The sequence below is a fragment of the Bradyrhizobium sp. WSM2793 genome (genome assembly GCF_000379585.1).
Lineage (GTDB): Bacteria > Pseudomonadota > Alphaproteobacteria > Rhizobiales > Xanthobacteraceae > Bradyrhizobium.
Genome location: NZ_KB902769.1, coordinates 95,001 through 120,952, shown reverse-complemented (window position 1 = coordinate 120,952; position 25,952 = coordinate 95,001). Strand labels below are relative to the sequence as shown.

The 25,952-nt window shown below is 64.2% G+C and carries 19 protein-coding genes, 2 tRNA genes, 2 rRNA genes and 1 riboswitch (1 of these 24 only partly in view); of the genes, 13 read left to right on the top strand and 10 right to left on the bottom strand.

Translation table 11 applies throughout. From position 1 onward, the window contains the following. Positions 1–119: 119 nt before the first annotated feature. Both A3AS_RS0103705 and A3AS_RS0103700 read right to left on the bottom strand, forming a co-directional pair. Positions 120–494 carry a response regulator gene (locus tag A3AS_RS0103705; RefSeq protein WP_018316255.1) on the bottom strand — a complete coding sequence of 125 codons (375 nt, stop codon included), beginning with the start codon at positions 492–494 and terminating at the stop codon, positions 120–122. Positions 495–535: 41 nt separating this feature from the next. Then, positions 536–1,417, bottom strand: coding sequence for an MJ0042-type zinc finger domain-containing protein (locus A3AS_RS0103700; protein WP_018316254.1), 882 nt, complete (start codon positions 1,415–1,417; stop codon positions 536–538). Positions 1,418–1,578: 161 nt separating this feature from the next. Between A3AS_RS0103700 and ftsE the strand changes: the two genes are divergently transcribed. From ftsE to A3AS_RS0103680, 4 genes are all read left to right on the top strand, one after another. After that, positions 1,579–2,238 (top strand): cell division ATP-binding protein FtsE, encoded by a 660-nt coding sequence (gene ftsE, locus A3AS_RS0103695; RefSeq protein WP_020508614.1) that lies wholly within the window; start codon positions 1,579–1,581, stop codon positions 2,236–2,238. After that, positions 2,231–3,199 (top strand): ABC transporter permease, encoded by a 969-nt coding sequence (locus A3AS_RS0103690; protein ID WP_018316252.1) that lies wholly within the window; start codon positions 2,231–2,233, stop codon positions 3,197–3,199. Before ftsE ends, A3AS_RS0103690 begins: the two co-directional genes overlap by 8 nt. 102 nt (positions 3,200–3,301) lie before the next feature. Continuing rightward, positions 3,302–4,006, top strand: a complete 705-nt coding sequence (locus tag A3AS_RS0103685; RefSeq protein WP_018316251.1) for a YdcF family protein — start codon at positions 3,302–3,304, stop codon at positions 4,004–4,006. Between the two features lie 23 nt (positions 4,007–4,029). After that, complete coding sequence (locus tag A3AS_RS0103680) at positions 4,030–4,803, top strand: 1-acyl-sn-glycerol-3-phosphate acyltransferase (protein ID WP_018316250.1); 774 nt, start codon at positions 4,030–4,032, stop codon at positions 4,801–4,803. A 98-nt stretch (positions 4,804–4,901) separates the two neighbouring features. On the opposite strand, the gene A3AS_RS0103675 is transcribed toward A3AS_RS0103680, so the two are convergent. Further along, positions 4,902–5,510, bottom strand: a complete 609-nt coding sequence (locus A3AS_RS0103675) for a gamma-glutamylcyclotransferase (protein WP_026201635.1) — start codon at positions 5,508–5,510, stop codon at positions 4,902–4,904. Positions 5,511–5,620: 110 nt separating this feature from the next. On the opposite strand from A3AS_RS0103675, the gene A3AS_RS0103670 reads away from it, so the two are divergent. Beyond that, entirely contained in the window at positions 5,621–6,805 is a 1,185-nt protein-coding gene (locus A3AS_RS0103670) for a DUF2125 domain-containing protein (protein WP_018316248.1), read from the top strand. A gap of 105 nt (positions 6,806–6,910) precedes the next feature. On the opposite strand, the gene A3AS_RS0103660 is transcribed toward A3AS_RS0103670, so the two are convergent. From A3AS_RS0103660 to A3AS_RS0103650, 3 genes are read right to left on the bottom strand one after another with little or no spacing between them, the layout of a single operon-like run. Next, complete coding sequence (locus A3AS_RS0103660; RefSeq protein ID WP_018316246.1) at positions 6,911–7,846, bottom strand: prephenate/arogenate dehydrogenase family protein; 936 nt, start codon at positions 7,844–7,846, stop codon at positions 6,911–6,913. After that, a complete protein-coding gene (hisC, locus tag A3AS_RS0103655) occupies positions 7,843–8,940 on the bottom strand; it encodes a histidinol-phosphate transaminase (protein WP_018316245.1) in 1,098 nt (365 codons plus the stop codon). Before hisC ends, A3AS_RS0103660 begins: the two co-directional genes overlap by 4 nt. Positions 8,941–8,976: 36 nt before the next feature. After that, complete coding sequence (locus A3AS_RS0103650) at positions 8,977–9,825, bottom strand: chorismate mutase (protein WP_018316244.1); 849 nt, start codon at positions 9,823–9,825, stop codon at positions 8,977–8,979. Positions 9,826–9,981: 156 nt separating this feature from the next. Then, positions 9,982–10,061, top strand: a riboswitch (SAM riboswitch). Between the two features lie 90 nt (positions 10,062–10,151). On the opposite strand from A3AS_RS0103650, the gene A3AS_RS0103645 reads away from it, so the two are divergent. Together A3AS_RS0103645 and metW are read left to right on the top strand one after the other, a co-directional pair. Beyond that, a complete protein-coding gene (locus A3AS_RS0103645; RefSeq protein WP_026201634.1) occupies positions 10,152–11,357 on the top strand; it encodes a homoserine O-acetyltransferase in 1,206 nt (401 codons plus the stop codon). A 2-nt stretch (positions 11,358–11,359) separates the two neighbouring features. After that, the gene (metW, locus tag A3AS_RS0103640; protein WP_018316242.1) at positions 11,360–12,022 is read left to right on the top strand and encodes a methionine biosynthesis protein MetW; all 663 of its coding nucleotides are present in this window, start codon (positions 11,360–11,362) and stop codon (positions 12,020–12,022) included. 344 nt (positions 12,023–12,366) lie between these two features. On the opposite strand, the gene A3AS_RS0103635 is transcribed toward metW, so the two are convergent. Further along, positions 12,367–13,227, bottom strand: coding sequence for an alpha/beta fold hydrolase (locus A3AS_RS0103635; RefSeq protein WP_018316241.1), 861 nt, complete (start codon positions 13,225–13,227; stop codon positions 12,367–12,369). A 216-nt stretch (positions 13,228–13,443) separates the two neighbouring features. Between A3AS_RS0103635 and A3AS_RS0103630 the strand changes: the two genes are divergently transcribed. Then, positions 13,444–14,103 (top strand): TIGR02594 family protein, encoded by a 660-nt coding sequence (locus tag A3AS_RS0103630; protein WP_018316240.1) that lies wholly within the window; start codon positions 13,444–13,446, stop codon positions 14,101–14,103. A gap of 148 nt (positions 14,104–14,251) precedes the next feature. Here A3AS_RS0103630 and A3AS_RS0103625 read toward each other — a convergent pair whose 3' ends face one another. Continuing rightward, positions 14,252–15,040, bottom strand: a complete 789-nt coding sequence (locus A3AS_RS0103625) for an MOSC domain-containing protein (protein WP_018316239.1) — start codon at positions 15,038–15,040, stop codon at positions 14,252–14,254. 239 nt (positions 15,041–15,279) lie between these two features. On the opposite strand from A3AS_RS0103625, the gene clpB reads away from it, so the two are divergent. Then, positions 15,280–17,919, top strand: coding sequence for an ATP-dependent chaperone ClpB (clpB, locus tag A3AS_RS0103620; protein WP_018316238.1), 2,640 nt, complete (start codon positions 15,280–15,282; stop codon positions 17,917–17,919). 93 nt (positions 17,920–18,012) lie between these two features. Here clpB and A3AS_RS0103615 read toward each other — a convergent pair whose 3' ends face one another. Both A3AS_RS0103615 and A3AS_RS0103610 read right to left on the bottom strand, forming a co-directional pair. Continuing rightward, positions 18,013–19,632 carry an SMP-30/gluconolactonase/LRE family protein gene (locus A3AS_RS0103615; protein WP_026201633.1) on the bottom strand — a complete coding sequence of 540 codons (1,620 nt, stop codon included), beginning with the start codon at positions 19,630–19,632 and terminating at the stop codon, positions 18,013–18,015. Positions 19,633–19,785: 153 nt separating this feature from the next. Then, a complete protein-coding gene (locus A3AS_RS0103610; protein WP_026201632.1) occupies positions 19,786–21,849 on the bottom strand; it encodes a M23 family metallopeptidase in 2,064 nt (687 codons plus the stop codon). 1,154 nt (positions 21,850–23,003) lie between these two features. Here A3AS_RS0103610 and A3AS_RS0103605 point away from each other — a divergent pair. From A3AS_RS0103605 to A3AS_RS0103590, 4 genes are all read left to right on the top strand, one after another. Beyond that, positions 23,004–24,492, top strand: a 16S ribosomal RNA gene (locus A3AS_RS0103605). 192 nt (positions 24,493–24,684) lie between these two features. Continuing rightward, positions 24,685–24,761: transfer RNA gene (locus A3AS_RS0103600), tRNA-Ile, on the top strand. Between the two features lie 109 nt (positions 24,762–24,870). Then, positions 24,871–24,946: transfer RNA gene (locus A3AS_RS0103595), tRNA-Ala, on the top strand. Between the two features lie 414 nt (positions 24,947–25,360). After that, a 23S ribosomal RNA gene (locus tag A3AS_RS0103590) occupies positions 25,361–25,952 on the top strand; it runs 2,254 nt beyond the window's last position. The 16S and 23S rRNA genes sit together here with 2 tRNA genes alongside, the layout of an rRNA operon.

Genomic DNA, 25,952 nt, shown 5'->3' with positions numbered 1-25,952 from the left:
GGCCCGGCTGGATCGGCTACATCGGGGCCGTACATCCTTCGAGGCTCCCCATGCAGCGCGTTGCGCGCCGCACGGCTCGCGCCTCAGGATGACGGATCAGCTGTGACTGTGTTGAGGTGTCAGGTTTTCTTCGCCGCCAGCGCATCCGCCACGGCGGTACGGATGTCGGCGACCGAGAACGGCTTTGTCACAACGTCGTGCACCAGCGCATTGAGGTTCGAGGCGCGCTCGCGCTGGTCGGCAAAGCCGGTCATCAGCAAGATGGTCAGGTCGGGAAAATCGCGCGCGGCGGAGAGCGCCAGCGCGATGCCGTCCATCACGGGCATCTGGATGTCGGTGAGCAGCAGGTCGAAGGCGCCGTCCTCGCGGGTCAGGATCTCCAGCGCCTCGGCGCCGTCCTGCGCGGTGACCGTTTCGTGCCCGTCCATGGCGATGGCGCGCGCCACCAGCGTGCGCATCGAATCTTCGTCATCGGCGATCAAGATCTTCGGCATGGGACCAACTTTCGGACCAACCTCGGTACCGGGCGGCACGATTATACGCTGCCGCCGGCAATGTCGCGCCGGTTGAAGAAGCGAACGTCGATATTGCGGCCTTCCGGCGGCGGCGAGGCCAGGCGGGAGCGGAAGAAGGCGCGCTCGCCGGGCCGCAGCACGGTCTGCTCCAGCACCGTATTCCAAGCGTAGATCTCCGCGCCTTGCCCGTCGCGCACGGCAAAGCGCAGCCGCGGAATGTCGAGCGGCTTCTTGCCCTCGCCGACGATCACGCCCTCGATCACCAGCACCTGCTTACCGTCCACGGTCTCGCTGGACAGCTTCACGTCCTTGAAGGCGAGGCCCCGCAGGTTCACCTCGAGCCCGACCATCTTGTAGAAGGCGGCGGTTTGCGGCAGCAGCCGCACCATGTCGCCGCGCCAGATCACCAGCGCCAGCACCAGCGCGCCCATGGCGGCGCAGGCGGTCGGCAGGCCGAAATGGGATTTTTTGGGCGACGCGGTGGCGACCGGGCGGCTCACCCGCGCGCCGCGGCGGCCGAACAGACCGCGGAACCAGGACTGGTGCTGCGCGCCGACGACCTCCTCCTCGGCTTCCCGGGCCGCCGCGGACCACTCGTCCTCGGTTTCCTTGGGGGCCTCTTCATCGGGCCAGTCGCTGGCGATCGAGGGACTGTCGACGACAGGTGCGTCAATGGCGCTGTCGTCCTTGGCATAGGAGTTCCACTGCTCGGCAAGGTCGGTCTGGTCGTCGGCCTGGCTGGCCGCGGCCATGGCCGGGACGGATGCCTCCTCGATGGCATCCTCGGCGTGGGCGATCCAGGTCTCCTTGCAGCGGGAACAGCGGACCGCCCGTCCGTTCGCCCCAAGGCTCGCGAGCTTGATGGCGTAGGATGTCATACAATGGGGGCAGACGATATGCATGGACGGGCCTCGACGATGACCCAGTCGCGCCGAACCGGGCACCCTGGATGCTACAAGGCGACCGTTAACGAACCGGAAACCATAACGGCGGCAAAACCCGTTGGTCGCGTATGGCGGAGCGCAGCAGTGCGACCCGCGTCCCCTCTCGAACGGAGCTGAGCTTGGTTCGGTTCGAAAATGTCGGATTGCGTTACGGTCTGGGGCCGGAGATCCTGCGCGACCTCAGCTTCCAGATCCCGGCGCATTCGTTCCAGTTCCTCACCGGCCCCTCGGGTGCCGGCAAGACCTCGCTGCTGCGCCTGTTGTTCCTGTCGCACCGGCCGACGCGGGGACTTGTCAATCTGTTCGGCCACGACATCTCGCGTCTCGGCAAGGACGAGATCGCCGATTTGCGCAAGCGCATCGGCATCGTGCTGCAGGATTTCCGCCTACTCGATCACATGACGACCTACGAGAACGTGGCGCTGCCGTTCCGCGTCATGGGCCGCAGCGAGTCGAGCTACCGCAAGGAGGTGATCGATTTGCTGCGCTGGGTCGGGCTCGGCGACCGCATGGACGCGCTGCCGCCGATCCTGTCGGGCGGCGAGAAGCAGCGCGCGGCGATCGCGCGCGCCGTCATCTCGCGGCCGCAACTGCTGCTCGCGGACGAGCCGACCGGCAGCGTCGACCCGACGCTGGGACGTCGCCTGCTGCGGCTCTTCATCGAGCTCAACAAATCGGGTACCGCCGTCATCATCGCGACCCACGACATCGGCCTGATGGACCAGTACGAGGCCCGGCGGCTGGTGCTGCACCAGGGACGGTTGCACGTCTATGAGTAGGACCGACGAGCGCGGCGTGTTGGTCGACCTCGGACAGGAGCGTCCGCAGCTTCCAGCCAACGCGCGCAACATGTCGCCGATCGTGCCGCGCGCCTCGATCCAGGGCCGCGCGCTGGTCGCCGTCGTCGCCATCATGACCTTCCTGGCGTCGATGACCACGGGCACGGTGCTATTGGTGAGCGCCTCCGCCGCGGAATGGCAGTCGGACGTCGCCAGCGAGATCACCATTCAGGTTCGCCCGCAGGCCGGCCGCGATCTCGAACGCGACACCGCGGCTGTGACGGAGGCGATGCGCGCGCAAGCCGGCGTCGTCGAGGTCAAGCCGTTCACCCGGGAGGAGAGTGGCAAGCTGCTCGAGCCCTGGCTCGGCACCGGGCTGTCGATGGACGACCTCCCGGTGCCGCGCATGATCATCGCGCGTGTGCAACCTGGCACGCTGCTCGATCTCGGCGCCTTGCGCGCGCGCGTGACCCAGGTCGCGCCAAGTGCCAGCGTCGACGATCACCGCGCCTGGATCGAGCGGATGCGCTCGATGACCAACGCCACCGTGCTCGCCGGCCTCGGCATCCTCGCGCTGGTCATCATCGCCACCATCATCTCGGTCTCGTTCGCGACCCGTGGCGCCATGGCGGCGAACCGTCCGATCGTCGAGGTGCTGCATTTCGTCGGCGCCGGCGACCGCTACATCGCCAATCACTTCCTGCGTCATTTCCTGAGGCTGGGCCTCGAGGGCGGCGTGATCGGCGGCGGCGCCGCCATGCTGGTGTTCGGCTTCTCCGAGTCGATCGCCGGCTGGTTTTCCGGTACCCCCGTCGGCGACCAGTTCGCGGCGCTGCTCGGCACCTTCTCGCTGCGGCCGTCCGGCTACATCGTGCTCGCGGCCCAGGCCGTGCTGATCGGCGCCATCACCGCGGTGGCCTCACGCCAGACCCTGTTTGCGACGTTGAACGATGTTGATTGAGTTCTTTCTTCCGTTCTCCCGCAGGAGAGGGCGAAGAAACCGGACTCCACTTCGCCTCAAAACCTTTTAAAATCACCTCAGGGAAGGGATCATCGACATCATATGACCTCGCCGACCGACGATCGATCGCCGAACCTGCCGCGCGGCTGGCTGCGCGCGGCCGTGGTGTCGACGATTGCGCTGGCCTTCGTCGGTGCGGCGGCGGGCTTCATCGCGTTCCTGTCGCAATTGCGCGGCGCCGAGATCGCCCCAAGCCGCAAGGCAGACGGCATCGTGGTCCTGACCGGCGGCTCCTCGCGGGTGTCGGACGCGATGGAGCTGCTCGCCGCCGGCTACGGCAGGCGGCTCCTGATCTCCGGCGTGCACCCGACGTCGACGGCGAGCGACATCTCCCGGACCTTGCCGGAGAACCAGTCCTTCATGACCTGTTGTGTCGATCTCGACCGCACCGCGCTCTCGACCCGCGGCAATGCGGCGGAGGCGCGGCGCTGGGCCGACGGCCGCCGGTTCAAGTCGCTGATCGTGGTCACCTCGAACTATCACATGCCGCGCGCGCTGGTGGAATTCTCGCATGCGATGCCGCAGACGACGCTGATCCCGTTCGCGGTGGTCGGCGACAAATGGCGCGAGGAGCCGTGGTGGACATCGGCGTCCACCTTGCGGCTGCTGCTGTCGGAATATGTCAAGTACGTCGCGGCCGAGCTCAGGGTGCGGCTGGAGGATTTCGGGATTGACCTTTCGCCCGAGATGTCGGAGCAGCCTGCAGGTCAGCAGCCAAAGCGGCCTGCCACCGCACAGGCCAATTGATCGGCAAATTAATCGGATCGTCGATGTTCCTGATTTTCCTGCGCTCGCTCGTGTTCAACGTGCTGTTCTACGCCGTGCTGGTCTGCCTCGCGATCGTGGCGCTGCCGACCTTCGCATTGCCGCCGCGCGCCATGCTGACGGTCGCGCAATGGTGGGCCAAGGCGACGCTGGTCCTGATGCGCGTGGTCTGCAACATCAAGGTCGAATTCCGCGGTGTCGAGAACATCCCGCAGGGGCCGCTTGTGATCGTGGCAAAGCACCAGTCGTTCTGGGAGACCTTCGTGCTGCCCGGCTTCTTCAATCGTCCGATCTTCATCCTCAAGCGTCAGCTCATGCAGATCCCGGTGTTCGGCCAGTTCCTGGTCAAGACCGGGATGATCGCGATCGACCGCAAGGCCGGCGTGAAGGCGCTCTTGGACATGACGCGGCGGGCGCGCGAGGCGGTGCGCTCGGGCCGGCAGCTCGTCATCTTTCCGGAAGGCACGCGCCGCGCGCCGGGCGCGCCGCCCGACTACAAGACCGGCTTTGCGCAGATCTATTCGTCCTGCGGCGTGCCGTGTCTGCCGATCGCGCTCAATTCCGGCCTGTTCTGGCCCCGCCGCACCTTCATGCGCTATCCCGGCACGCTCGTGGTGGAATTCCTCGATCCGTTGCCGTCAGGCCTGCCGAAGGACGAGTTTCTCTCCCGTGTGCAGACGGCGATCGAAGAGGCAACCGGCCGCCTCGTCGAGGCCGGCCGCAAGGAGCAGGAGCAACTGATTGGCGCCTCGCCGAGTTACGCCCCGTCGGAGAGCTAAAAGCGCGATGAGACTAGGATGAATCGTCATCGCGCTTTAGTTTATTGTTTGAGCATGATCTTTTCGGAAAACCGCTGCGCACTTTTCCGGATCATGCTCTAGCGGCTCTCTCGATCGTCGCGAGCCGGCGGGTGCAGGGAATGCGCCTCCCCATGCAGCATGGTTGCGAGCTGATGCAATTGCGTATCGCGAAAACCTTCGGCCTCGATCGCCTTCACCGTCGCGGTGACATAGTCGCGATTGGCGCCGGACTGGCCGTGGCCCTGGACGACATGGCGGTGCTGCTCGGCGAGCGAGAGGCGGCCGGCATATTGCACATGGCCGCGGTCGACGACATAGGCGAGCGCGGAGACGCGCTGGCGCGCATCGTTCTCCAGCCACACCGAGCGCATCACCTCGCGATAGACCGAGGTGACCTGCTCGCGCGCCCGCAAATACGCGACCACGTCGGTGCGGTTCTTTTCAGCGACGCGAAAGGCGATGCCGCGGCAGGCGCCGCCGCGGTCGAGTCCGAGCACCAGGCCCGGCTTCTCCGGTGTGCCGCGATGGACGAAGGAATAGACGCAGAGCGCCCGGTGCTCGCCGACCAGCCGTGCCGGGACGCGCTCCTCGAAGTCGAAGCCCGGCCGCCACATCAGCGAGCCGTAGCCGAACACCCAGAGGTCGCCCGTGGCTGTGGTGACGGAGGGGAGGGTGATTTCGGACATTTCGGGCACGGCTACCAGAACCGCGCCCTCAAGCGAAGCGAATTCTCCGCCTTTCGTCGGGGGCGGGCCTCGCTTACATTTGCCAAAATCTGGGGCCAAAGGGTCGCCGCATGTCCAATATGACCGTTGCCGCAGGCCGCCGTTCCCGTTGGGGCCTTTTCATTGCCCCCGTCCTCGTCCTGATCCTCGCCGTCGCCTGGAGCTGCTTCTGGTTCTACGCGGCCTCGCAGGCCGAAGTGGCCGCCGACGCGTGGCGGGCGCAGGAGGCCAAGTCCGGCCGCATCTATGATTGCGCCAAGCGCTCGATCGCCGGCTTCCCGTTCCGCTTCGAGGTCCAGTGCTCCGGCGCCAGCGTCGCCTTGGTCTCGCAGAATGCCAGCAAGACGCCGTTCACGGCCAAGCTCGACAACATCCTGGTCGTTGCCCAGGTGTACGATCCCAAGCTCGTCATCGCCGAATTCTCAGCGCCCGCGACGCTGACCGACGGCGTCACGCAGAACACCTTCGTGGTGAACTGGAGCAAGGGCCGCAGCAGCGTGGTCGGCCTGCCGGCCGTGCCGGACCGCGCCTCCATCGTGTTCGACGATCCCAACATCAATCGTCTCGACGGCAGCATGCAGGTGCCGCTCGCGCGCGCCAAGCAGGTCGAGCTGCACGGACGCCTCGCGGACGGCTCGCCGGCCGATCATCCCGTGATCGAGACCGTGCTCCATGTCGCGCAGGGCAGCATCCAGGGCGTTCATCCCCTGCTTGCCGAGCCGTTCGAGGCGGACACGCGCGCCAAGATCACGGGCCTGTCAGACCTGACGCCAAAGCCCTGGCCGCAGCGCTTCCGCGAGATCCAGGCCGCCGGCGGCCACATCGAGATCGTGCAGTCGCGGATTCAGCAGGGCGAGATGATCGCAGTTGCGGCCGGCACGCTCGCCCTCTCGGCCAACGGCCGGCTCGACGGCGAATTGCAGATGACGGTGACGGGGCTCGAGCGCCTGATCCCCGCGCTGGGCATCGAGAAGATGCTGGAGGAGGGTGTGCCGCAGGCCACGCTCGACCGCGTTGCGCCCGGGGTGAAGTCGCAGGACCTCAACAATCTGTTCGGCGCGCTCGATCGCGCCGTTCCCGGCCTCGGCAAGGTGATCAAGCAGAACGCCAATGCCGGCGTTGCCGCCGGCATCAACTCGATCGGCACCGAGAGCATGCTGGAAGGCAAGAAGGCGAGAAGCTTCCCGCTGAAATTCGTCGACGGCGCCGTGCTGCTCGGCCCGGTCAAGGTCGGCCAGATCCCGCCGCTGTATTAGGTGGCGTAGCTGCCGTAGCCCGGATGGAGCGAAGCGCAATCCGGGACGGTGCCAGCCGCGATCAAGAATCCCGGATTACGCTTGCGCTCCATCCGGGCTACGAACTCACGGCTTCTTCAGCGCCCCGTGCTGGCGGCCGAAATCCGCGGCCGCCGAATCCTGGCCGATCTCGACGATGCCGCGGCGGATGGCGCGGGTGCGGGTGAAATGGTCGAACAGCGCCTCGCCGTCGCCGCGGCGGATCGCGCGGGTGAGCTTTGCGAGATCCTCGGTGAAGGTGCCGAGCATTTCCAGCACCGCCTCCTTGTTGGCGAGGAAGACGTCGCGCCACATCGTCGGATCGGACGCCGCGATGCGGGTGAAATCGCGGAAACCGCCGGCGGAGAACTTGATCACCTCGGACTCCGTCACCTGCGCCAGCTCGTCGGCGGTGCCGACGATGGTGTAGGCGATCAGATGCGGCAGATGGCTGGTGATCGCGAGCACGAGATCGTGATGATCCGGCGTCATGACCTCGACCTTGGCGCCCATCGCCGCCCAGAACGCGCGCAGACGATCGGTCGCGGCCGCATCGACGCCTTCCGGCGGGGTGAGGATGCACCAGCGATTGATGAAGAGCTCGGCGAAACCCGAATCCGGCCCCGAATGCTCGGTGCCCGCGACGGGATGCGCCGGCACGAAATGAACGGTCTTCGGCAGATGCGGCGCCATGTCCCTGACGATGGCGCCCTTGACCGAGCCGACGTCAGAGATGATTGCGCCGGGCTTCAGATGCGCGGCGATCTCCCGCGCGACTTCGCCGCAGGCGCCGACGGGAATGCAGAGGATGACGAGATCGGCATCCTTCACCGCGTCCGCATTGGTCGCCACGACCTGGTCGACGATGCCGAGTTCGAGCACCCGCGCGCGGGTCTTCTCCGAGCGCGCGGTGGTGACGATCTCGTCCGCCAGGCCCTGGAGCTTCGCAGCGCGCGCGATCGAGCCGCCGATCAGGCCGAAGCCGATCAGCGCGACGCGCTGGAAGTGCGCTTGCTCGCTCATTTGCCGGCCATGAAGTCGCGCAGGCCGTCGACGACGAGGCGGTTGGCCTCCTCGGTGCCGATGGTCATGCGCAGCGAATGCGGCAGGCCGTAATTCTTCAAGCCGCGCAGCACGAGGCCGCGCTTGGTCAGGAAAGCGTCGGCGTCGTCAGCGGTCTTGCCCTTGTCGGTCGGGAAGTGGATCAGCACGAAATTGGCGACGCTCGGCGTCACCTTCAGTCCGAGCTTGCCGATCTCCTCGGTCAGCCAGTTGCGCCAGGTCTCGGTGAACTGCTTCGACATCGCCTGGTGCGCGGTGTCCTCGATCGCGGCGACCGCGGCATACATTGCCGGCGTCGACACGTTGAACGGGCCGCGGATGCGGTTGACCGCGTCGATGATGTGCTCGGGGCCGAACATCCAGCCGATGCGCAGCGCGGCGAGGCCGTGGATCTTGGAGAAGGTGTGCGTCACCACCGTATTCTCGGTGGTGGCGACCAGCTCGATCCCCATCTCGTAATCGTTGCGCGAGACGTAGTCGCAATAGGCGGCATCGAGCACCAGCAGCACGTGCGACGGCAGGCCGGCGCGCAGGCGCTTGACCTCGTCGAACGGCACATAGGTGCCGGTCGGATTGTTGGGATTGGCGAGCCAGACCAGCTTGGTCTTCGGCGTCACTGCCTTGAGGATGGCGTCGACGTCGCAGGTCAGGTTGGTCTCCTGCGCGATGACGTTCTTGGCACCGACCGCCATGGTCGCGATCGGATAGACCAGGAAGCCGTGCGTGGTGGAGATCGCCTCGTCGCCGTGGCTGAGATAGGTGTGCGCTAGCAGATTGAGGATCTCGTCCGAGCCGGCGCCGCAGATGATGCGGTTGGGGTCGAGACCGAAGGAGCGGCCGATCGCCTCGCGCAACACGCGCGAGGTTCCTTCCGGATAGTCTTCCAAATGATCCGCCACGTGCTTGAAGGCTTCGATCGCCTTGGGCGAGGGCCCAAACGGCGTCTCGTTGGCCGACAGCTTGAACACCTTGCGGCCCGGCTCCGCGACCGGGCTCTTGCCGGGCGTGTAGGGCGCAATATCGAGAATGCCGGGATTCGGCACGGGGCGGGACATCTTGAACTCCGAAAATGGCGGGGCGCGGCGCGTGGTTTACGATTTCGCCCCGGTCGGGGGCACCGTATAGCGCGTTGCGTGGCTGCCGACGAGGGCCGTGGAGCGCACCGAGGCCCCCGCCTCGATCAGGGCAGCCCTGATTTTGTCGATGCTGGTCGCATTCGTGACCGAGACCAGCAGCGCTGCGCCGTCGAAGGCGGTGTCGGGTACCGCCACGATCTCGGCGAGCGGCGACAGGGCCCGCGCGACCTCGGCGTTCCAGCCGGAGACGCGGACGCTGAAGGTCTCGACCTCCGTCACCAGGGCGCTGTCGGCGACCCGCGAGATCGCGAACACCGGCAGCGCCGCCGGATGGTCGGCGCGCTCGACGAAGGGCATCCGCGCGATGATCTTCGGCGCGCCTTCCGTTTCGAGCAAGAGCCACCATGGCGTGCGGCTCGACGTCGCCGAGACCAGCGCCAGATCGCCCTTGGATTTCGCCACCGCCTCGACCGCGGCCTGTGCGCTGAAATGCGCGATGTAAGGCACGGTGAAGCCAAAATGGAAGCGCGCGGAATCGCGCATCGCCGGCTCGCTCGCCGAGATGTCGGCATGCACCGAGAACGGCGCCTGCACGTAAGTGAACGTGGAGATGATGACGCGCCAGATGCTCTCGACCGTGTCGAGCGGCAGGATGCCGCGATGACGCTGCACGAGGTCACGCATCATGGCGGCCTCGCGCGCTGGGCGGAACGCCGAGCCGACCTCCTGGGTCTGCTTCACCTGGATCAGGCGGTCGATGATGTCGCCGCGCTGCATCAGCAAGCGATGCATGCCCTCGTCGATCGCGTCGATCTCCTTGCGCAGTTCCTGGAGCGATGGTGGCGCGGGCGGACGTTGGGACATGTCTGGCTGTCGATGGTTTCGATGGGGGATGTTCTGATTAGGCAGTCGGGACGGCGAAAGCAAAGAGAAATCACGTCCTTTTCGGACGACGCGAGAGAGACGAATTGGGCCGATCCCGGCCGCGACTTGACGAAAACCACCCAAGACGGTAGTTTTTGCCCGTTCCGTGGTCATTTGAGCCGGCCGGCTTGCAGCCACGTTAAAAAACTCGCTAAACAGGCCGGGGACGCTTCCGATCCCGGCCGAACCTATCGTTCAGGCCGGGTTTTTCATGGCCTGATGCAAGTGGCGATCAGCGTTTGATCGCAAACGAGGTCGATGGTCAGATGGGTGGCGTCAAGTCGATACCGAGTCCTGCGATCAGCGCCGACGAGCGGTCGCACGAGGTGGATCATCCAAGCTCGCAGATCGCGCATTTCGGCGCCGAGCAGCCGCTGCGGCTCGATTGCGGCGTCGATCTCACCCCGTTCCAGATCGCCTACCAGACCTATGGCGAGCTCAACGCCGATCGCTCCAACGCGGTGCTGATCTGCCATGCGCTGACCGGCGATCAGCATGTCGCCAATGTGCATCCCGTCACCGGTAAGCCCGGCTGGTGGGAGACGCTGGTCGGCCCTGGACGTCCGATTGATCCCAAGCACTACTTCATCATCTGCTCCAACGTGATCGGCGGCTGCATGGGCTCGACCGGGCCGGCCTCGATCAATCCTGCCACCGGCAAGGTCTGGGGCCTGGATTTCCCGGTCATCACCATCCCCGATATGGTGCGTGCGCAGGCGATGCTGGTCGACCGGCTCGGCGTCGACACGCTGTTTGCGGTGGTCGGCGGCTCGATGGGCGGCATGCAGGTGCTGCAATGGACCGCCGCCTATCCAGGCCGCGTGTTCTCCGCGCTGGCGATTGCCTGCGCGACTCGGCACTCGGCGCAGAACATCGCCTTCCACGAGCTCGGCCGCCAGGCCGTGATGGCCGATCCCGACTGGCACGGCGGCGGCTATGCCGATCACGGCATCCATCCGCATCGCGGGCTCGCGGTGGCGCGGATGGCGGCGCACATCACCTATCTCTCGGATGCGGCGCTGCATCGAAAATTCGGCCGGCGCATGCAGGACCGCGAGCTGCCGACCTTCTCGTTCGACGCCGACTTCCAGGTCGAGAGCTATCTGCGCTACCAGGGCTCGTCCTTCGTCGAGCGCTTCGATGCCAACTCGTACCTCTATCTGACGCGCGCGATGGACTATTTCGACATCGCCGCCGACCAAGGCGGCGTGCTCGCCAAGGCGTTCGTCGACATCAAGACCCGCTTCTGCGTGGTCTCCTTCACCAGCGACTGGCTGTTTCCGACCTCGGAATCGCGCGCGCTGGTGCACGCGCTGAATGCATCGAGCGCGCGGGTGTCGTTCGCCGAGATCGAGACCGATCGCGGCCATGACGCCTTCCTGCTCGACGTTCCCGAATTCTTCGACATCTCCCGCGCCTTCCTGCAATCCGCCGGCAAGGCGCGCGGGCTCACCGGCAAGAAGGACGGCTAGCGATGTCTGTACAGGAAGCGCTGCCGCTGAACGGCGTGACGACCACCTCGTCCGGTCAATATCGCGCCGATCATCTGCTGGTCGCCGAGATGGTGAAGCCCGGCTCGAAGGTGCTCGACGTCGGCTGCGGCGAGGGCGATCTGCTCCAGCTGCTGGAGACGCGCGGCATCGACGGCCGCGGCATCGAGCTGTCGCGCGAGGGCGTCAATCGCTGCGTCGCCAAGGGCCTTGCAGTGGTGCAGGGCGACGCCGACACCGATCTCGTCAATTATCCGGATGACGCCTTCGACTATGTGATCCTGTCGCAGACGCTGCAGGCGACGCGGCAGCCGCGCGTGGTGCTGGAGAATCTGCTGCGCATCGGCCGCCGCGCCATCGTCTCGTTCCCGAATTTCGGTTTCTGGAAGATGCGGCTGCAGCTCCTGGTCGGCGGCCACATGCCGCGCACCGAGAATTTGCCGGCGACATGGTATGACACCGCCAACATCCATTTCTGCACCATCAAGGATTTCGTGCAGCTCTGCGACGAGATCAACGTCAAGATGGAGCGCTCGGTCGCGCTCGATCTCTACGGCCGCCCGGTGCCGCTGAATCTGCCCTGGTGGGTGTGGAACATGTTCGGCGAGCAGGCGGTGTTCTTGCTCAGCCGCGGCGGCGGGAAGTAGTTTTTCTCGCCTGCTGCGGCCTGACCCGTCATCCTGAGGCGCGAGTGGCGCGATGCGAAGCATCGCGCCGGGAGCCTCGAAGGATGAGCGGCCGAGTGTTTCGGCGTGCTCATCTCTCGCTGTGGCGAGTGCGTGGCCGTCGCCCTTCGAGGGCCGCTGAAGAAGCGGCCACCTCAGGGTGACGGAGTTGAGAGCGCGGGGCGTTTCATAGTGCAGACCTAACCGAACCCCGTAGCCAGGATGAAGCGCAGCGCAATCCGGGGCAAGTCGCGCCGCGTTGACAATCCCGGATTACGCTTTCGCTCCATCCGGGCTACGCGACGGAGTATTTGCTGCGCCTGTGCCTAATGCGCCAGCGACCTGGGATCGCGCTCCGGCCATCGTCCGGCTTCGACCAGCGTGATGAAGCGCTCCACGCTCGCGTTGAACAGCGCGGGCTCTTCGAGATTGAGCACGTGGCCCGACTTCGGAAACATCGCCAGCCCCGCCGCAGGCAGATGCTTCTTCAGGAACAGGCTCGGTCCGACGCATAGATCGTCCTCGTCGCCGCAGATGATCAGCGCCGGCGTCGATGCGCGCTTGATCGCATCCGTCATCGTGTAAATCGAGGGGCGGCGGCCCTGGAAGCCGCGCATCGTGCGTGCCGACCCCTTGGCGTCGTGGCGCGCCAGCGCGGCGTAGAAATCGGCGTGGCCGCGGGGATCCTTCACCAGGAAGGGAATCCGGCTCGGCGCCTCGCGCGTGACTTTCGCGACCTCGGCGGAGCCCAGCGTCTCGAACTGCTCGGCATTGGCGCGGCACTGCTTGCGCCAGGCCTCCAGGTTCTCGATATCCGAGCCGGAGCCGACGCCGGCCAGCGTCATCGACAACGCGCGCTGCGGCGCGTTGAGCCCGATCTGGAGCGAGGAGTAGGCGCCCATCGACAGGCCGACCAGATGCGCGCGCTCAATCCTGAGATGATCGAGCACCGCGAGCGCATCGCTATAGAAATGCGTGTAGCTGTAAACCTCGCCCTCCGGCACGTCCGACGGCGTGTAGCCGCGCGCCGAATAGGTGATGCAGCGGTGGCCGCGCGAGAAGTAACGCATCTGCGGCTCCCAATTGGTGTAGTCGGCCGCGAACTCGTGCAGAAAAATGATCGGCGTTCCCTGACCCGCTTCCTCAAAATAGATGCGGACGTCGTCCCTGGTCGTGGCGTGGGGCATTAACCGTTCCCCTCTCTTCAAGCCGCCTTTGCAGGATTGCAGTTAATGCTGTTGTCCGCAATGCGGCGGCCTCGATCAGTGTCGGCGCAAAATCATCACAGCTATTCGCAGGCAGCCCGCGTCTTTTTCTCGCCACATCGGGCGGCTTAACGGCCAGACCGATGTCGGCCGTTGCACGGGCCGATCGGGAAGTGGGGTGTCAACGAAGGATGAAGAATGTTTGAGTTGTTTGCGTCTCGCCTGTCGCGTTGTGTAGTCGCGCTGGCGATCTTCTTCGCGGCGGTTGCCGCGTTCGTTTCTCCGGCCTCAGCGCGGCCGCATCATCGTCATAGCGCAGAGCGGCACGCACACGTGCACCACGCCAGACATCATCATTACCGCCACCATGCACGCAGCTCGCGCTTCGAGCGCAGCGCGGCGCAGTTGCGGGCGAGCGGATTCGCCGACACCCAGGCGAGCTATGATCCGAACGCCAACAGCGGCGGCATGGCCAACAACACCATGGCTGCAAGCGGCGGCTTCGGCGGCGGATCGAGCCTGGTGTCCGAGGCGCGCCGCTATGTCGGCGGCAATCCGACCGGGCGCGGCAGCCTGTGGTGCGCGCGCTTCATGAACATGGTGCTGGAGCATACCGGCCATAAGGGCTCAGGCTCCGACATGGCGAGCTCGTTCGCCCGCTACGGCACCCGCGTCTCCGGTCCGCAGGTCGGCGCCATCGCAGTGATGTCGCGCGGTCGCCGCGGCGGTCATGTCGGCATCATCACCGGCATCGATGCACAGGGCAATCCGATCATGATCTCCGGCAACAACGGCAACCGCGTCCGCGAGGCGCCGGTCTCGCGCGGCCGGATCTACGCATATGTGATGCCGAACTAACGACGGAGCCGTAGGGTGGGCAAAGGCGCACTTGCGCCGTGCCCACCATCTCTCTCCGTCGCAGAAATTGCGTGGGCACGCTTCTGCCGTCGCTCTTCGAGCTATGGCGGACAAGTCGCTTTGCCCACCCTACGGTACCGGTGCCGGCTCACACCAGCTCCGGCTCTGCCAACGCGATCGCATCGCCGACGCCGATCTCGCCACCTTCGATCACCTCGGCATAGATGCCGCAGTCCATGTGGCCGAGATTGCGCGAGAGCGTCGGCGGTATCTCGAGATCGCGCTTGGCCGTCACCGGGTCGACATTGGTGGCCGGGCAGCGGACGATGCGCTTGACCACTTTCAGGCGCGCCGCGCCGATCGCCAGCGTCTGGCCGACGAGATCGAGCTCCGACCAGGCCGGCCAGCCCTTCACGTAGAGATTGGCGCGGAAGCGCAGCGGATGCACGGCGGTCCCGCCCAGCATGGTCTCGATGGCGCGGACGCTGCCGAGATTGATGATGGAGACCACCTTCCGGGCGACGTCGGAGAAGCTGTGATCGCGGCCGGACAGCAGCTTCGGCGGGCCCTTCAGCTCCGGCTGGAAATTTTCCGCGAAGTAGCGCTCGATGGCGGCGCGCCCGACCGCGGTTTCCAGATCGCCGCTGGCGACGATCTGGCCGTCCTTGCGGATGGTCAAGACATGGGTGGCATCGTCGAAGCGGCTGTCGAGCCCGGCAAGCCGCTCATTTCGTGCGAGCATCAGAAACTGGATTTTCGGCTTCCACTCGGGCGCCTCGGGATCGAAGCCGCTCGGGCCATTCTCGATGGCGTAGCGGCGGTCGGCGGGCAGGGTCTGGCCGGTCCGCAAGGGGACGCGGCGCAGGGCCTCCGGCGTCAGGCCCTTGATCGGGTAGCGGTAAAGGCCGGTGATTTCGGCAGTCTGGCTGGCTGTCATGACGCTACTTAAGGGATTCGACCTGGCCCCGCCAAGCCGGCGGATCGGCGCACGAAATTGTGAACGCGCCTCTTTCGCATCCGCAACCTGCTTCCCACATCTGGCTCAGGCCGGCGGCAACGCCGACAGAAGACGACCGTTACCGGTTGAGAAACGTCAATGCGGTAATCGGAAACCCAATGAAGATGCCGTTTGGGGTGCCTTAGAGGGCCCTGAGGGCAGGCCGAGGGACAGAAAAGATGAATATCGACAAATACACCGAACGCTCCAGGGGCTTCGTCCAGTCAGCGCAGTCGCTCGCGATGCGCGAGGGGCACCAGCAGTTCTCCACCCTGCACGTGCTCAAGGTCCTGCTGGACGACAATGAGGGGCTGGCTTCCGGTCTGATCGACCGCGCCGGCGGCAATTCCCGCGCAATCCTGAAGGCGACCGAGGATGCCCTCGGCAAGGTGCCGAAGGTCAGCGGTGGCGGCGCCGGCCAGATCTATCTGGCGCCCGAGCTCGCCCGCACTTTTGATGCCGCCGAAAAGGCCGGCGAGAAGGCTGGCGACAGCTTCGTCACCGTCGAGCGGCTGCTGCTCGGCCTGACGCTGGAAAAAACCAGCGAGGCCGGCACCATCCTCGCCAAGGGCGGCGTCACCCCGCAAAACCTCAATGCGGCGATCGAGGCGCTGCGCAAGGGCCGCACGGCCGACAGCGCGACCGCCGAGAACGCCTATGACGCGCTGAAGAAATATGCCCGCGACCTGACCCAGGCCGCGCGCGACGGCAAGCTCGATCCGGTGATCGGCCGCGACGAGGAAATCCGCCGTACGATCCAGGTGCTGTCGCGCCGGACCAAGAACAATCCCGTCCTGATCGGCGAGCCCGGCGTCGGCAAAACCGCCATCGCGGAAGGGTTGGCGCTGCGCATCGTCAACGGCGACGTGCCGGAGAGCCTGAAGGACAAGAAGCTGCTCTCGCTCGACCTCGGCGCGCTGATCGCGGGCGCAAAATACCGCGGTGAGTTCGAGGAGCGGTTGAAGGCCGTGCTCCAGGAGGTGACCGCGAGCGAGGGCACCTACGTTCTCTTCATCGACGAGATGCACACCCTGATCGGCGCCGGCAAAGGCGACGGCGCGATGGACGCCTCCAACCTGCTCAAGCCGGCGCTCGCCCGCGGCGAGCTGCACTGCATCGGCGCGACCACGCTCGACGAGTACCAGAAGCACGTCGAGAAGGACGCCGCGCTGGCGCGGCGCTTCCAGCCGATCTTCGTCAGCGAGCCTTCGGTCGAGGACACCATCTCGATCCTGCGCGGCCTGAAGGACAAGTACGAGCAGCATCATGGCGTGCGGATCACGGATTCCGCGCTTGTTGCCGCGACGACGCTGTCCAACCGCTACATCACCGACCGCTTCCTGCCCGACAAGGCGATCGACCTGATGGACGAGGCGGCTGCGCGGCTGAAGATGCAGGTCGATTCCAAGCCGGAAGAGCTGGATTCGCTTGACCGCGAGATCATCCGGCTCAAGATCGAGCAGGAAGCTCTCAAGAAGGAAAGCGATCCCGGCTCCAAGTCCCGTCTCGAGGCGCTCCAGAAAGAGCTCGCCGAGCTCGAGGAGAAGTCCGCGGCGCTGACGGCACGCTGGAGCGCGGAGAAGAACAAGCTCTCCAACGCCCAGAAGCTGAAGTCGGAGCTTGACGCGCTGCGCGTCGATCTCGCCGACGCCCAGCGTCGCGGCGAATTCCAGAAGGCCGGCGAGCTGGCCTATGGCCGGATCCCGCAGCTCGAGAAGCAGCTTGCGGATATCGAGGCCCGTGAAGGCTCCGGCGAGATGATGGAGGAGGCGGTCACCGCCAATCACATCGCGCAGGTGGTCTCGCGCTGGACCGGCGTGCCCGTCGACAAGATGCTGGAGGGCGAGAAGGAAAAGCTCCTGAAGATGGAGGAGCAGCTCGGCACCCGCGTCGTCGGCCAGGCCGAGGCCGTGCGCGCGGTTGCAACCGCCGTGCGTCGCTCGCGCGCGGGCTTGCAGGACCCGAACCGCCCCACGGGCTCGTTCATGTTCTTAGGGCCCACCGGCGTCGGCAAGACCGAGCTGACCAAGGCGCTCGCGGAGTATCTGTTCAACGACGAGACCGCGATGGTCCGCCTCGACATGTCCGAATACATGGAGAAGCACTCGGTCTCGCGGCTGATCGGTGCGCCTCCGGGCTATGTCGGTTATGACGAAGGCGGCGCGCTCACCGAGGCCGTGCGGCGCCGGCCCTACCAGGTGGTGCTGTTCGACGAGATCGAGAAGGCGCATCCCGACGTCTTCAACGTCCTGTTGCAAGTGCTCGACGACGGCCGCCTGACCGACGGCCAGGGCCGCACCATCGATTTCCGCAACACGCTGATCATCATGACCTCGAACCTCGGTTCGGAATTCCTGGTGAACCAGCCGGAGGGCGAGGACACTTCGGCCGTGCGCGAGCAGGTGATGGCAATGGTGCGCGGGCATTTCCGCCCCGAATTCCTCAACCGCGTCGACGAGATCATCCTGTTCCACCGCTTGCAGCGGAGCGAGATGGGCCGGATCGTCGAGATCCAGTTCGCCCGGCTGCAGAGGCTGCTGACCGATCGCAAGATCGTGCTGACGCTCGATGCCGCCGGACGCGACTGGCTCGCCGCCAAGGGCTGGGATCCCGCCTACGGCGCAAGGCCGCTGAAGCGCGTGATCCAGCGTCACGTCCAGGACCCGCTCGCCGAGATGATCCTCGCCGGCGACGTCAGGGACGGCGATACTGTCGCGATCTCGTCCGAAGGCAACGTCCTGACCTTCAACGGCAAGGCGCCGCAGACCGCCGAGATCACCCAGTTCGAGGCGCCGATGGCGAAGCGCAAGCTGAACTGAAACGCGGGCGGTCGCCGTCAAACATTATCGCCCCGGAGAGGTCATCCTCTCCGGGGCGAATTGTTCTTGCCCGGCTTGCCCGCCGGCCGATCGCTATTTCTTCGAGACCTTGTAGATCGCGTTCTCGATGTCGGACGAGAAGTAGATCACGCCCGTCGCCCCGACCGCCACGCCTGTCGGAATGTTGGTCGGCAGCCCGCCGGGTGCGCCCGCGAGGCCGATCGGGAGATTGGCCGCGATCTCGGTGATCTTGCCGCTTTCCGGCGCGATCTCGATCAACCGCTTGGCACCGACTTCCGCCACGATCAGCTGGCCGTCGCTGCCGCGCGCAATGCCCTCCGGCATCTTCAGCTCCTTGGCGACCACAGTCCTTTCACCGTTGCTGTCGATCTTCGAGACAGTGCCCGCAAATGCGTCGGTGACGTAGACCTCGTCGGTCTTGCCACGAACGAGCCCGACCGGGCCCTCGAGGTCGCCGATCAGCGTGGTGCGATCCTTGCCGTGCTCACCGCTCACCTTGACCAGCGACTTGGTGCCGAGCTCGGCGACCAAAATGCTGCCGTCGGCGAGCACGATCGCATCATGCGGCGCCTTGAAGCCATGCAGCATGTCGCGCGTCGCGCCGGTCTTGGCGTCGATCACCTGCACCGTGCCGGTGAACCAGCTCGACAGCACCACGTCGTTGCCCCGCGCCGTCGCGCTCATGGGATACTCGAGCGTGGTGTCGGCGGCGTGCATGCGCGCCTTTTCGGTGACCTCGCCGGTCGCCCCATCCACCGTGCGATAGGCGAACACGTCGGCGAGGTGGATCGTATCCTTGCCGTTCTCCGAGGTGACGCCGATGCCGCCGGGCAAAGCGAGCTTGCCGATGATGATCTGCTTGGCCTGGCCGGTCGCGGGGTCGACCTCCTGGATGCCGTTGTCGGCCATGTTGGAGACGTAGATGCGGTCCTTGTCGTCGATGGCGAGATTGTCCAGTGACGGCTTCAATTGCGCGACCGTGGTCTTGGCGCCCGATTTGGGATCGACCCGGACGAGCTGGCCGAGCGCGGTGTCGACCACGAAGAGATTGCCCTTGGAATCGAAGTTCACCGCGGCCGGGACCTTGAAGCCGTCGGCGACGACGGTCAGCTCAGCCTTGTCGACGTCGACTTTTGCGACCTGGCCCTTGAACCAGAGCGGACCGTAGAGCTTGTCGTCGGGACCGAACTCGAAGCCGTTGAGGCCGCCCATCTTCTCCATGATCTGGCGCGGCGGCTTCACGCCCTCGACGTCGATCTCATAGAGCGTGTCGCCGAGGAAAACGGTGGTGGCGTAGAGCCTGCCGTCCTTGCGGAAGGCGAGCGAGTTGATGCCGGGAAGGCCGCTCGCGAGCTTCTTGATCGGGCCGTCGCCCTTGCGCGCATAGAGATCGCCGGTGAGGAATCCGGTCCAGGCCATGGTGCCGTCGGGCGCGAAGGCGATGTCGTCGGCCATTCCGATCGGCGAGGGGATTGCAACCTTGGCGGTACCGCCTGATATGTCGACCTCATAGAGCGCCGCGCCGGCGACGCTGCCGGCGAACAGGTGGCCGGCCTTGTCGATGCCGAGCCCATGCACGCCATGGAATGCCGAGCCCTGGACCAGCTTGGTGACCTCCCAAGTCTCGGCCGATGCGGTCGTGGTTGCGAAAAGGGCAGCGACGAATGCTGCGCAGGCGAGCCTATTCTTCATGGCGAGACCTCCCGTTTTTTGGAAAGTATTCGCCCCTGGTGCCGCTTTGGCAAACGAAACTTGAAGTTGAGACGCCGCCAAGCGGCGCCTCGCGCGAGAACGTCGAATTCGGATCGGATCTTGAGATGTCCGGCCGATGCCGGCCGGTTGCAATTAGCGGTTGCTGACCTGCAACGGGCCGCCGGTCGCGTCCGACATGCGGGCGATGGCGCCGCCGCGGCCGCTCATCATGCCGTCGAGCCGGTCGCGCTCCTTCTCGAAGCCTGCGAGCATCGGGCCCTCGAGCGAACGGCCGCGCGGCAGCTTCACACGCATCGGGTCGACGAAGCGGCCGTTGACCAGGATCTCGTAATGGACGTGCGGGCCGGTCGACAGGCCGGATGAGCCGACGAAGCCGATCACCTGGCCCTGCCGCACCTTCTTGCCGATCTCCATGCCCTTGGCGAACGCCGACATGTGGCCGTAGGCCGTCTCGTAGCCGTTGTTGTGCTTGATGCGGATATATTTGCCGTAGCCGCCTTCGGGGCCGGCCTTCTCGATCACGCCGTTGCCGGACGCGAAAATCGGCGTGCCGTAGGCGGTGGCCCAGTCGACGCCGGTGTGCATCTTCACATAGCCCAGGATCGGGTGGCGGCGGCCGCCGAAGCCGGAGCGCATGATGGCGTTGTTGACGGGCTTTCTGACCAGGAATTTCTTCGCGCTCTTGCCGGTCTCGTCATAGTAGTCGACGACGCCGTCGTCGGGGCTCTGGTAGCGGTAGTATTTCTTGGTCTCGCCGCCGACCGTGAGGGAGGCGAACAGCACGTCGTTCTTCTCCGTCGACGTCACGCCCTCGTCCTCGCCGGCGTAGAACACGTCGAAGGAATCGCCCGGCTGCACCTTGCGCTGGAAATCGACGTCGTAGGAGTAGATCTTGATCATGTCGTCGATGACCGGCATCGGCACTTTGTTGCGCATCGCGGTCTCGTAGATGCTCTGGTAGAGCCGCACGCCGGAGCCGTCGTCATCATCGTCGTCATCGCTGCTGGCGCTGGCCGCGGCATCGGCGACGGTGTTCATGCTGGAGACGTCGACCGCGACGTATTTGCCGAGATCGGACAGCGCCGCGATCGCCTCGACCATGGTCTCGTTGGCGACGACGACGCGATAGGGCTGCAGGCGGGCACCGGGGCTCGCCGGCGCCATCAGGATGCGGAGCTTCTCGCCGTCCTTGAGGCCGCCGTCGCGGCCGCGCGGGCCGAGCGTCGCGGTGATCGCCTTGATCTCGTCGGCGTTCGCGCCGAGATCGCGCAGCACCGAGGCGACGCTGTCGCCCTTCTTGACCAGATGGACGCGTTCGCCGTTGGGATTGCCGCCGGTGATCTGCTCCTTGGTCTTGGGCAGCAGCGTGACGTTTTCCGGCACCACGCGCGTCTCGAAGCCGGCATAGGGATCGGAGGGCGAAGCTTCGGCGGCGTAGGCGGTTCTGATGTCGGACGGGCCGGTCGCGCCGGAGACATCGGCTGCGGCATTGGCGAGCGAGGCGTAGCGCACTCCGCCATTGCCGCGCCAGTTGGCGGCATCGCGCACCCGCATCAGGATATCGTCGAGCGCCACCACCGCGGAAATCTTGGCTTTCGGCAGCACCGGCGACAGGTCCTTGGTGACAAAGGACACTTCGGCGTCGGGCTCGACCGCTTCGGGATTGTTGGGATCGTCGGATGCGGTCTTCGGATCGGAGCCGACATCGGTGAGCAGGCGCTGGGCGTTGAAAGGCGGGATCTTCGCCGACAGGTCGCTCGTCGTCATCGACAGATTGCCGGCGATCCGGACGAAGGGGCGCACCCGCATCACGTCGCGGTTGCCGACGCGGGCGACGGTGGAGACGCGCATGATGTTGCGCGACGCCGTGGATTCGCTCGGTGGCGGCAGGCGGTCGCTCTTGTGCAGCGTGGCGGCGCGATCGGCGGCGCCGAATGCACCGCGCAACGCGCCCTCGACCCGCTCCGGCACCTTGGCGAAGGTCATCTCGCCGTCGAGCGATGCGAAAACGGCGCCGCCGATCAGGGCTGCGCCGCAGAGTCCGGTCAAAATTGTCCCGCTGAACCATTGCACCGAGACGCGGCGGCGGTCGATTACGGCGGCTTCAGAACCATCGACGGACAGCGGCGGCTCGTGGCCGAGATCGATGATCCCGGTCTCACGCCCGTAAGCGCCGCGTGATGTCCTGTGGTTCAACGCAAGTCCCCCAATCAACGACCCAAGATGCTCGCTTTCGAACCTCGTCCTGGTCGCCCTCTTGAAGGGGGATCGCCGGAAAAGGCAAGCCGCGCAGGCGTCCGTGCTCAGAAGGCCCCTCGGGTGGGGCCGGCCGAAATTACGAACAGCTGGACGGGTGAAGCTCTCTCGATGTCTCTCGAATGTCGGAGGAAGGCCGCGTCATCTGCAAGATCGCCTTCCTCTGACCCCATGAAAACCGCCGGCAGCCCCCACTGGCATCCCTGCGATTCAAGCTTGTCTCTTATCAGAACGCCGCGGGATTGTGGCTCAAGTACGGCGCCTGTCATCGAAAAAGTTTCCTGAACGGCCGGAGGGCGGGGGCCTCCCGAGAGGGTGCTGCAAGCTGCTTCCCACCGCGAAGGTACGGTAAGCCGCCCCTCAAGCCCTCCCCAAGTACCCTGTGTCGATACCGACCCGCGCGCCAATCCACTCGCCAAGCCGTTCCCCATGTGGCTTCCGATGTGGCTTCCCAGGTGGCTCGCCAGGTCGCTTCCCAGTCCCACCCACAACCCCTCCCAGGTCGGCTCCGGAGCCCCCTGGGGCCCAAACTTTTTTCAAGTTTTTTCACCGGCCCGACCGGATCGGCGCATCTGCGGTCCTTGTAACCGCCTGGAAACACGTTGTTTTTCGCGACAATCCACCGTGCGACGATTTGTTGACAATGGGCGTTGACAATCCCGAGTGCGGGGGCCTATAACCCGACCACTGAGCGCGGCGCCGCCGGGTCACTGACCAAGGCGAGCGAACGCGCCACTGATGCTCCTCACCTTGTTGAGTGACACAACAGTCGACGTAAGTCGATTGGAGTTCATCCATCGTCGGTAAGGGTGTCGGAACCCTTCCTCTCAGGAAGGTTGGGGCCTCCTCGGTCCCGGGCTGTTTGACAAGTGAAGATGAAGAAAGAGAAACGTGGACGGCGGAGTCCTTGCGGGTCTCGCTCCTCAAAAGCTTCGGCTTTTCTGGTCGGGACCGGACGAAAGACTTCGGCGGTACACGTTTCAAAGGAAACACCATCGTTGCCAGCGATGTGAATCGCAGGCAGCACATCGACTTCGGTCGATAATGGTGGGACCTCGTCAAACGTTGTGATCAGCCGGTTCAAAGTTCAAGTCCAACTTGAGAGTTTGATCCTGGCTCAGAGCGAACGCTGGCGGCAGGCTTAACACATGCAAGTCGAGCGGGCGTAGCAATACGTCAGCGGCAGACGGGTGAGTAACGCGTGGGAACGTACCTTTTGGTTCGGAACAACACAGGGAAACTTGTGCTAATACCGGATAAGCCCTTACGGGGAAAGATTTATCGCCGAAAGATCGGCCCGCGTCTGATTAGCTAGTTGGTGAGGTAATGGCTCACCAAGGCGACGATCAGTAGCTGGTCTGAGAGGATGATCAGCCACATTGGGACTGAGACACGGCCCAAACTCCTACGGGAGGCAGCAGTGGGGAATATTGGACAATGGGGGCAACCCTGATCCAGCCATGCCGCGTGAGTGATGAAGGCCCTAGGGTTGTAAAGCTCTTTTGTGCGGGAAGATAATGACGGTACCGCAAGAATAAGCCCCGGCTAACTTCGTGCCAGCAGCCGCGGTAATACGAAGGGGGCTAGCGTTGCTCGGAATCACTGGGCGTAAAGGGTGCGTAGGCGGGTCTTTAAGTCAGGGGTGAAATCCTGGAGCTCAACTCCAGAACTGCCTTTGATACTGAAGATCTTGAGTTCGGGAGAGGTGAGTGGAACTGCGAGTGTAGAGGTGAAATTCGTAGATATTCGCAAGAACACCAGTGGCGAAGGCGGCTCACTGGCCCGATACTGACGCTGAGGCACGAAAGCGTGGGGAGCAAACAGGATTAGATACCCTGGTAGTCCACGCCGTAAACGATGAATGCCAGCCGTTAGTGGGTTTACTCACTAGTGGCGCAGCTAACGCTTTAAGCATTCCGCCTGGGGAGTACGGTCGCAAGATTAAAACTCAAAGGAATTGACGGGGGCCCGCACAAGCGGTGGAGCATGTGGTTTAATTCGACGCAACGCGCAGAACCTTACCAGCCCTTGACATGTCCAGGACCGGTCGCAGAGATGTGACCTTCTCTTCGGAGCCTGGAACACAGGTGCTGCATGGCTGTCGTCAGCTCGTGTCGTGAGATGTTGGGTTAAGTCCCGCAACGAGCGCAACCCCCGTCCTTAGTTGCTACCATTTAGTTGAGCACTCTAAGGAGACTGCCGGTGATAAGCCGCGAGGAAGGTGGGGATGACGTCAAGTCCTCATGGCCCTTACGGGCTGGGCTACACACGTGCTACAATGGCGGTGACAATGGGATGCTAAGGGGCGACCCTTCGCAAATCTCAAAAAGCCGTCTCAGTTCGGATTGGGCTCTGCAACTCGAGCCCATGAAGTTGGAATCGCTAGTAATCGTGGATCAGCACGCCACGGTGAATACGTTCCCGGGCCTTGTACACACCGCCCGTCACACCATGGGAGTTGGTTTTACCTGAAGACGGTGCGCTAACCCGCAAGGGAGGCAGCCGGCCACGGTAGGGTCAGCGACTGGGGTGAAGTCGTAACAAGGTAGCCGTAGGGGAACCTGCGGCTGGATCACCTCCTTTCTAAGGATGATCCTTCAGCGAGCTTCGGCTCACTATCGGATCGTTTTAGAAACATCAGTGGCCAACAATCGTCAGGATTGTTGAGCTGCATTGGCGGGATTTCGCCGTCTTCGTTTCTCTTTCTTCGCGGACGAACACGCGCTGGGGCTGCAAGCTTGCAGAATCCCTGGTCCTTGACTGGATATGCGTTAGGGGCTTGTAGCTCAGTTGGTTAGAGCGCGCGCTTGATAAGCGTGAGGTCGGAAGTTCAAGTCTTCCCAGGCCCACCAGCCTTCGCGCTTCGCTGCTTCGGCTAGGCGAGCCCTTCGATATGAAGGCTGCCGTGCCGTAGCCTTGGCGAAGGCAGGCTAATCAAGCAAGCATTCGTCTTCTGGTTACGGGGCCATAGCTCAGCTGGGAGAGCGCGTGCTTTGCAAGCATGAGGTCGTCGGTTCGATCCCGTCTGGCTCCACCAGATGGTTTGATCATCGACTGATCGTGCACCTACAATCGTCCGCGAAACATCACTTCGCATCTTGCTAGTCTGGATAGACAGCAAGTTGCGTGATTTCTGACATCGTAAAGAGGAGATCGATCCGAGTTGGATCGTGCAGCAAGCAATTGCTACGCGAGACTTCATTATCTCCGGATCATTTCGGCGCTCGTGCGTCTTTCAAGAGTAGCTCACAAGGCTGCGCTGGAAAGACAAGCGAGTTGTAAATGATCCTTTTAGCGAAGCTTGACCGCCTCGCTATCGGAACGATCTTACGAAGCAAGCTGGTCTTTCTAATCATTGTCCGGCTGCAGATAGCGTTCATCGAGGGCGCGTGCCGCAAGGTAATTCTGCAGACAACATTCTGCCGAGTGTGTGGACATTGATAATGAGAGCAATCAAGTGCCTTAAGGGTGTTCGGTGGATGCCTTGGCGCTGAGAGGCGATGAAGGACGTGCTACGCTGCGATAAGCCGTGGGGAGCTGCGAAGAAGCTTTGATCCATGGATTTCCGAATGGGGAAACCCACCTTCGATAGCCGGAACTCCAAGACCTTGGTCTTGGGGTTGTGAGAGATAATCAAACGATCCTTGACCGCGAGGTTTTGGATTTCCGGTTATCAAGAGAAGGTATGAGACTTCTGAATACATAGGAGGTTTCAAGCAAACCCAGGGAACTGAAACATCTAAGTACCTGGAGGAAAGGACATCAACAGAGACTCCGTTAGTAGTGGCGAGCGAACGCGGACCAGGCCAGTGATACATCAAAGACAATCGGAACCAGTCAGGAAAGCTGGGCCTCAGAGGGTGATAGCCCCGTACGAGTAATGCGATGATGTATCCACGAGTAAGGCGGGACACGTGAAATCCTGTCTGAACGCGGGGGGACCACCCTCCAAGCCTAAGTACTCCTCAGCGACCGATAGTGAACCAGTACCGTGAGGGAAAGGTGAAAAGCACCCCGACGAGGGGAGTGAAATAGACCTGAAA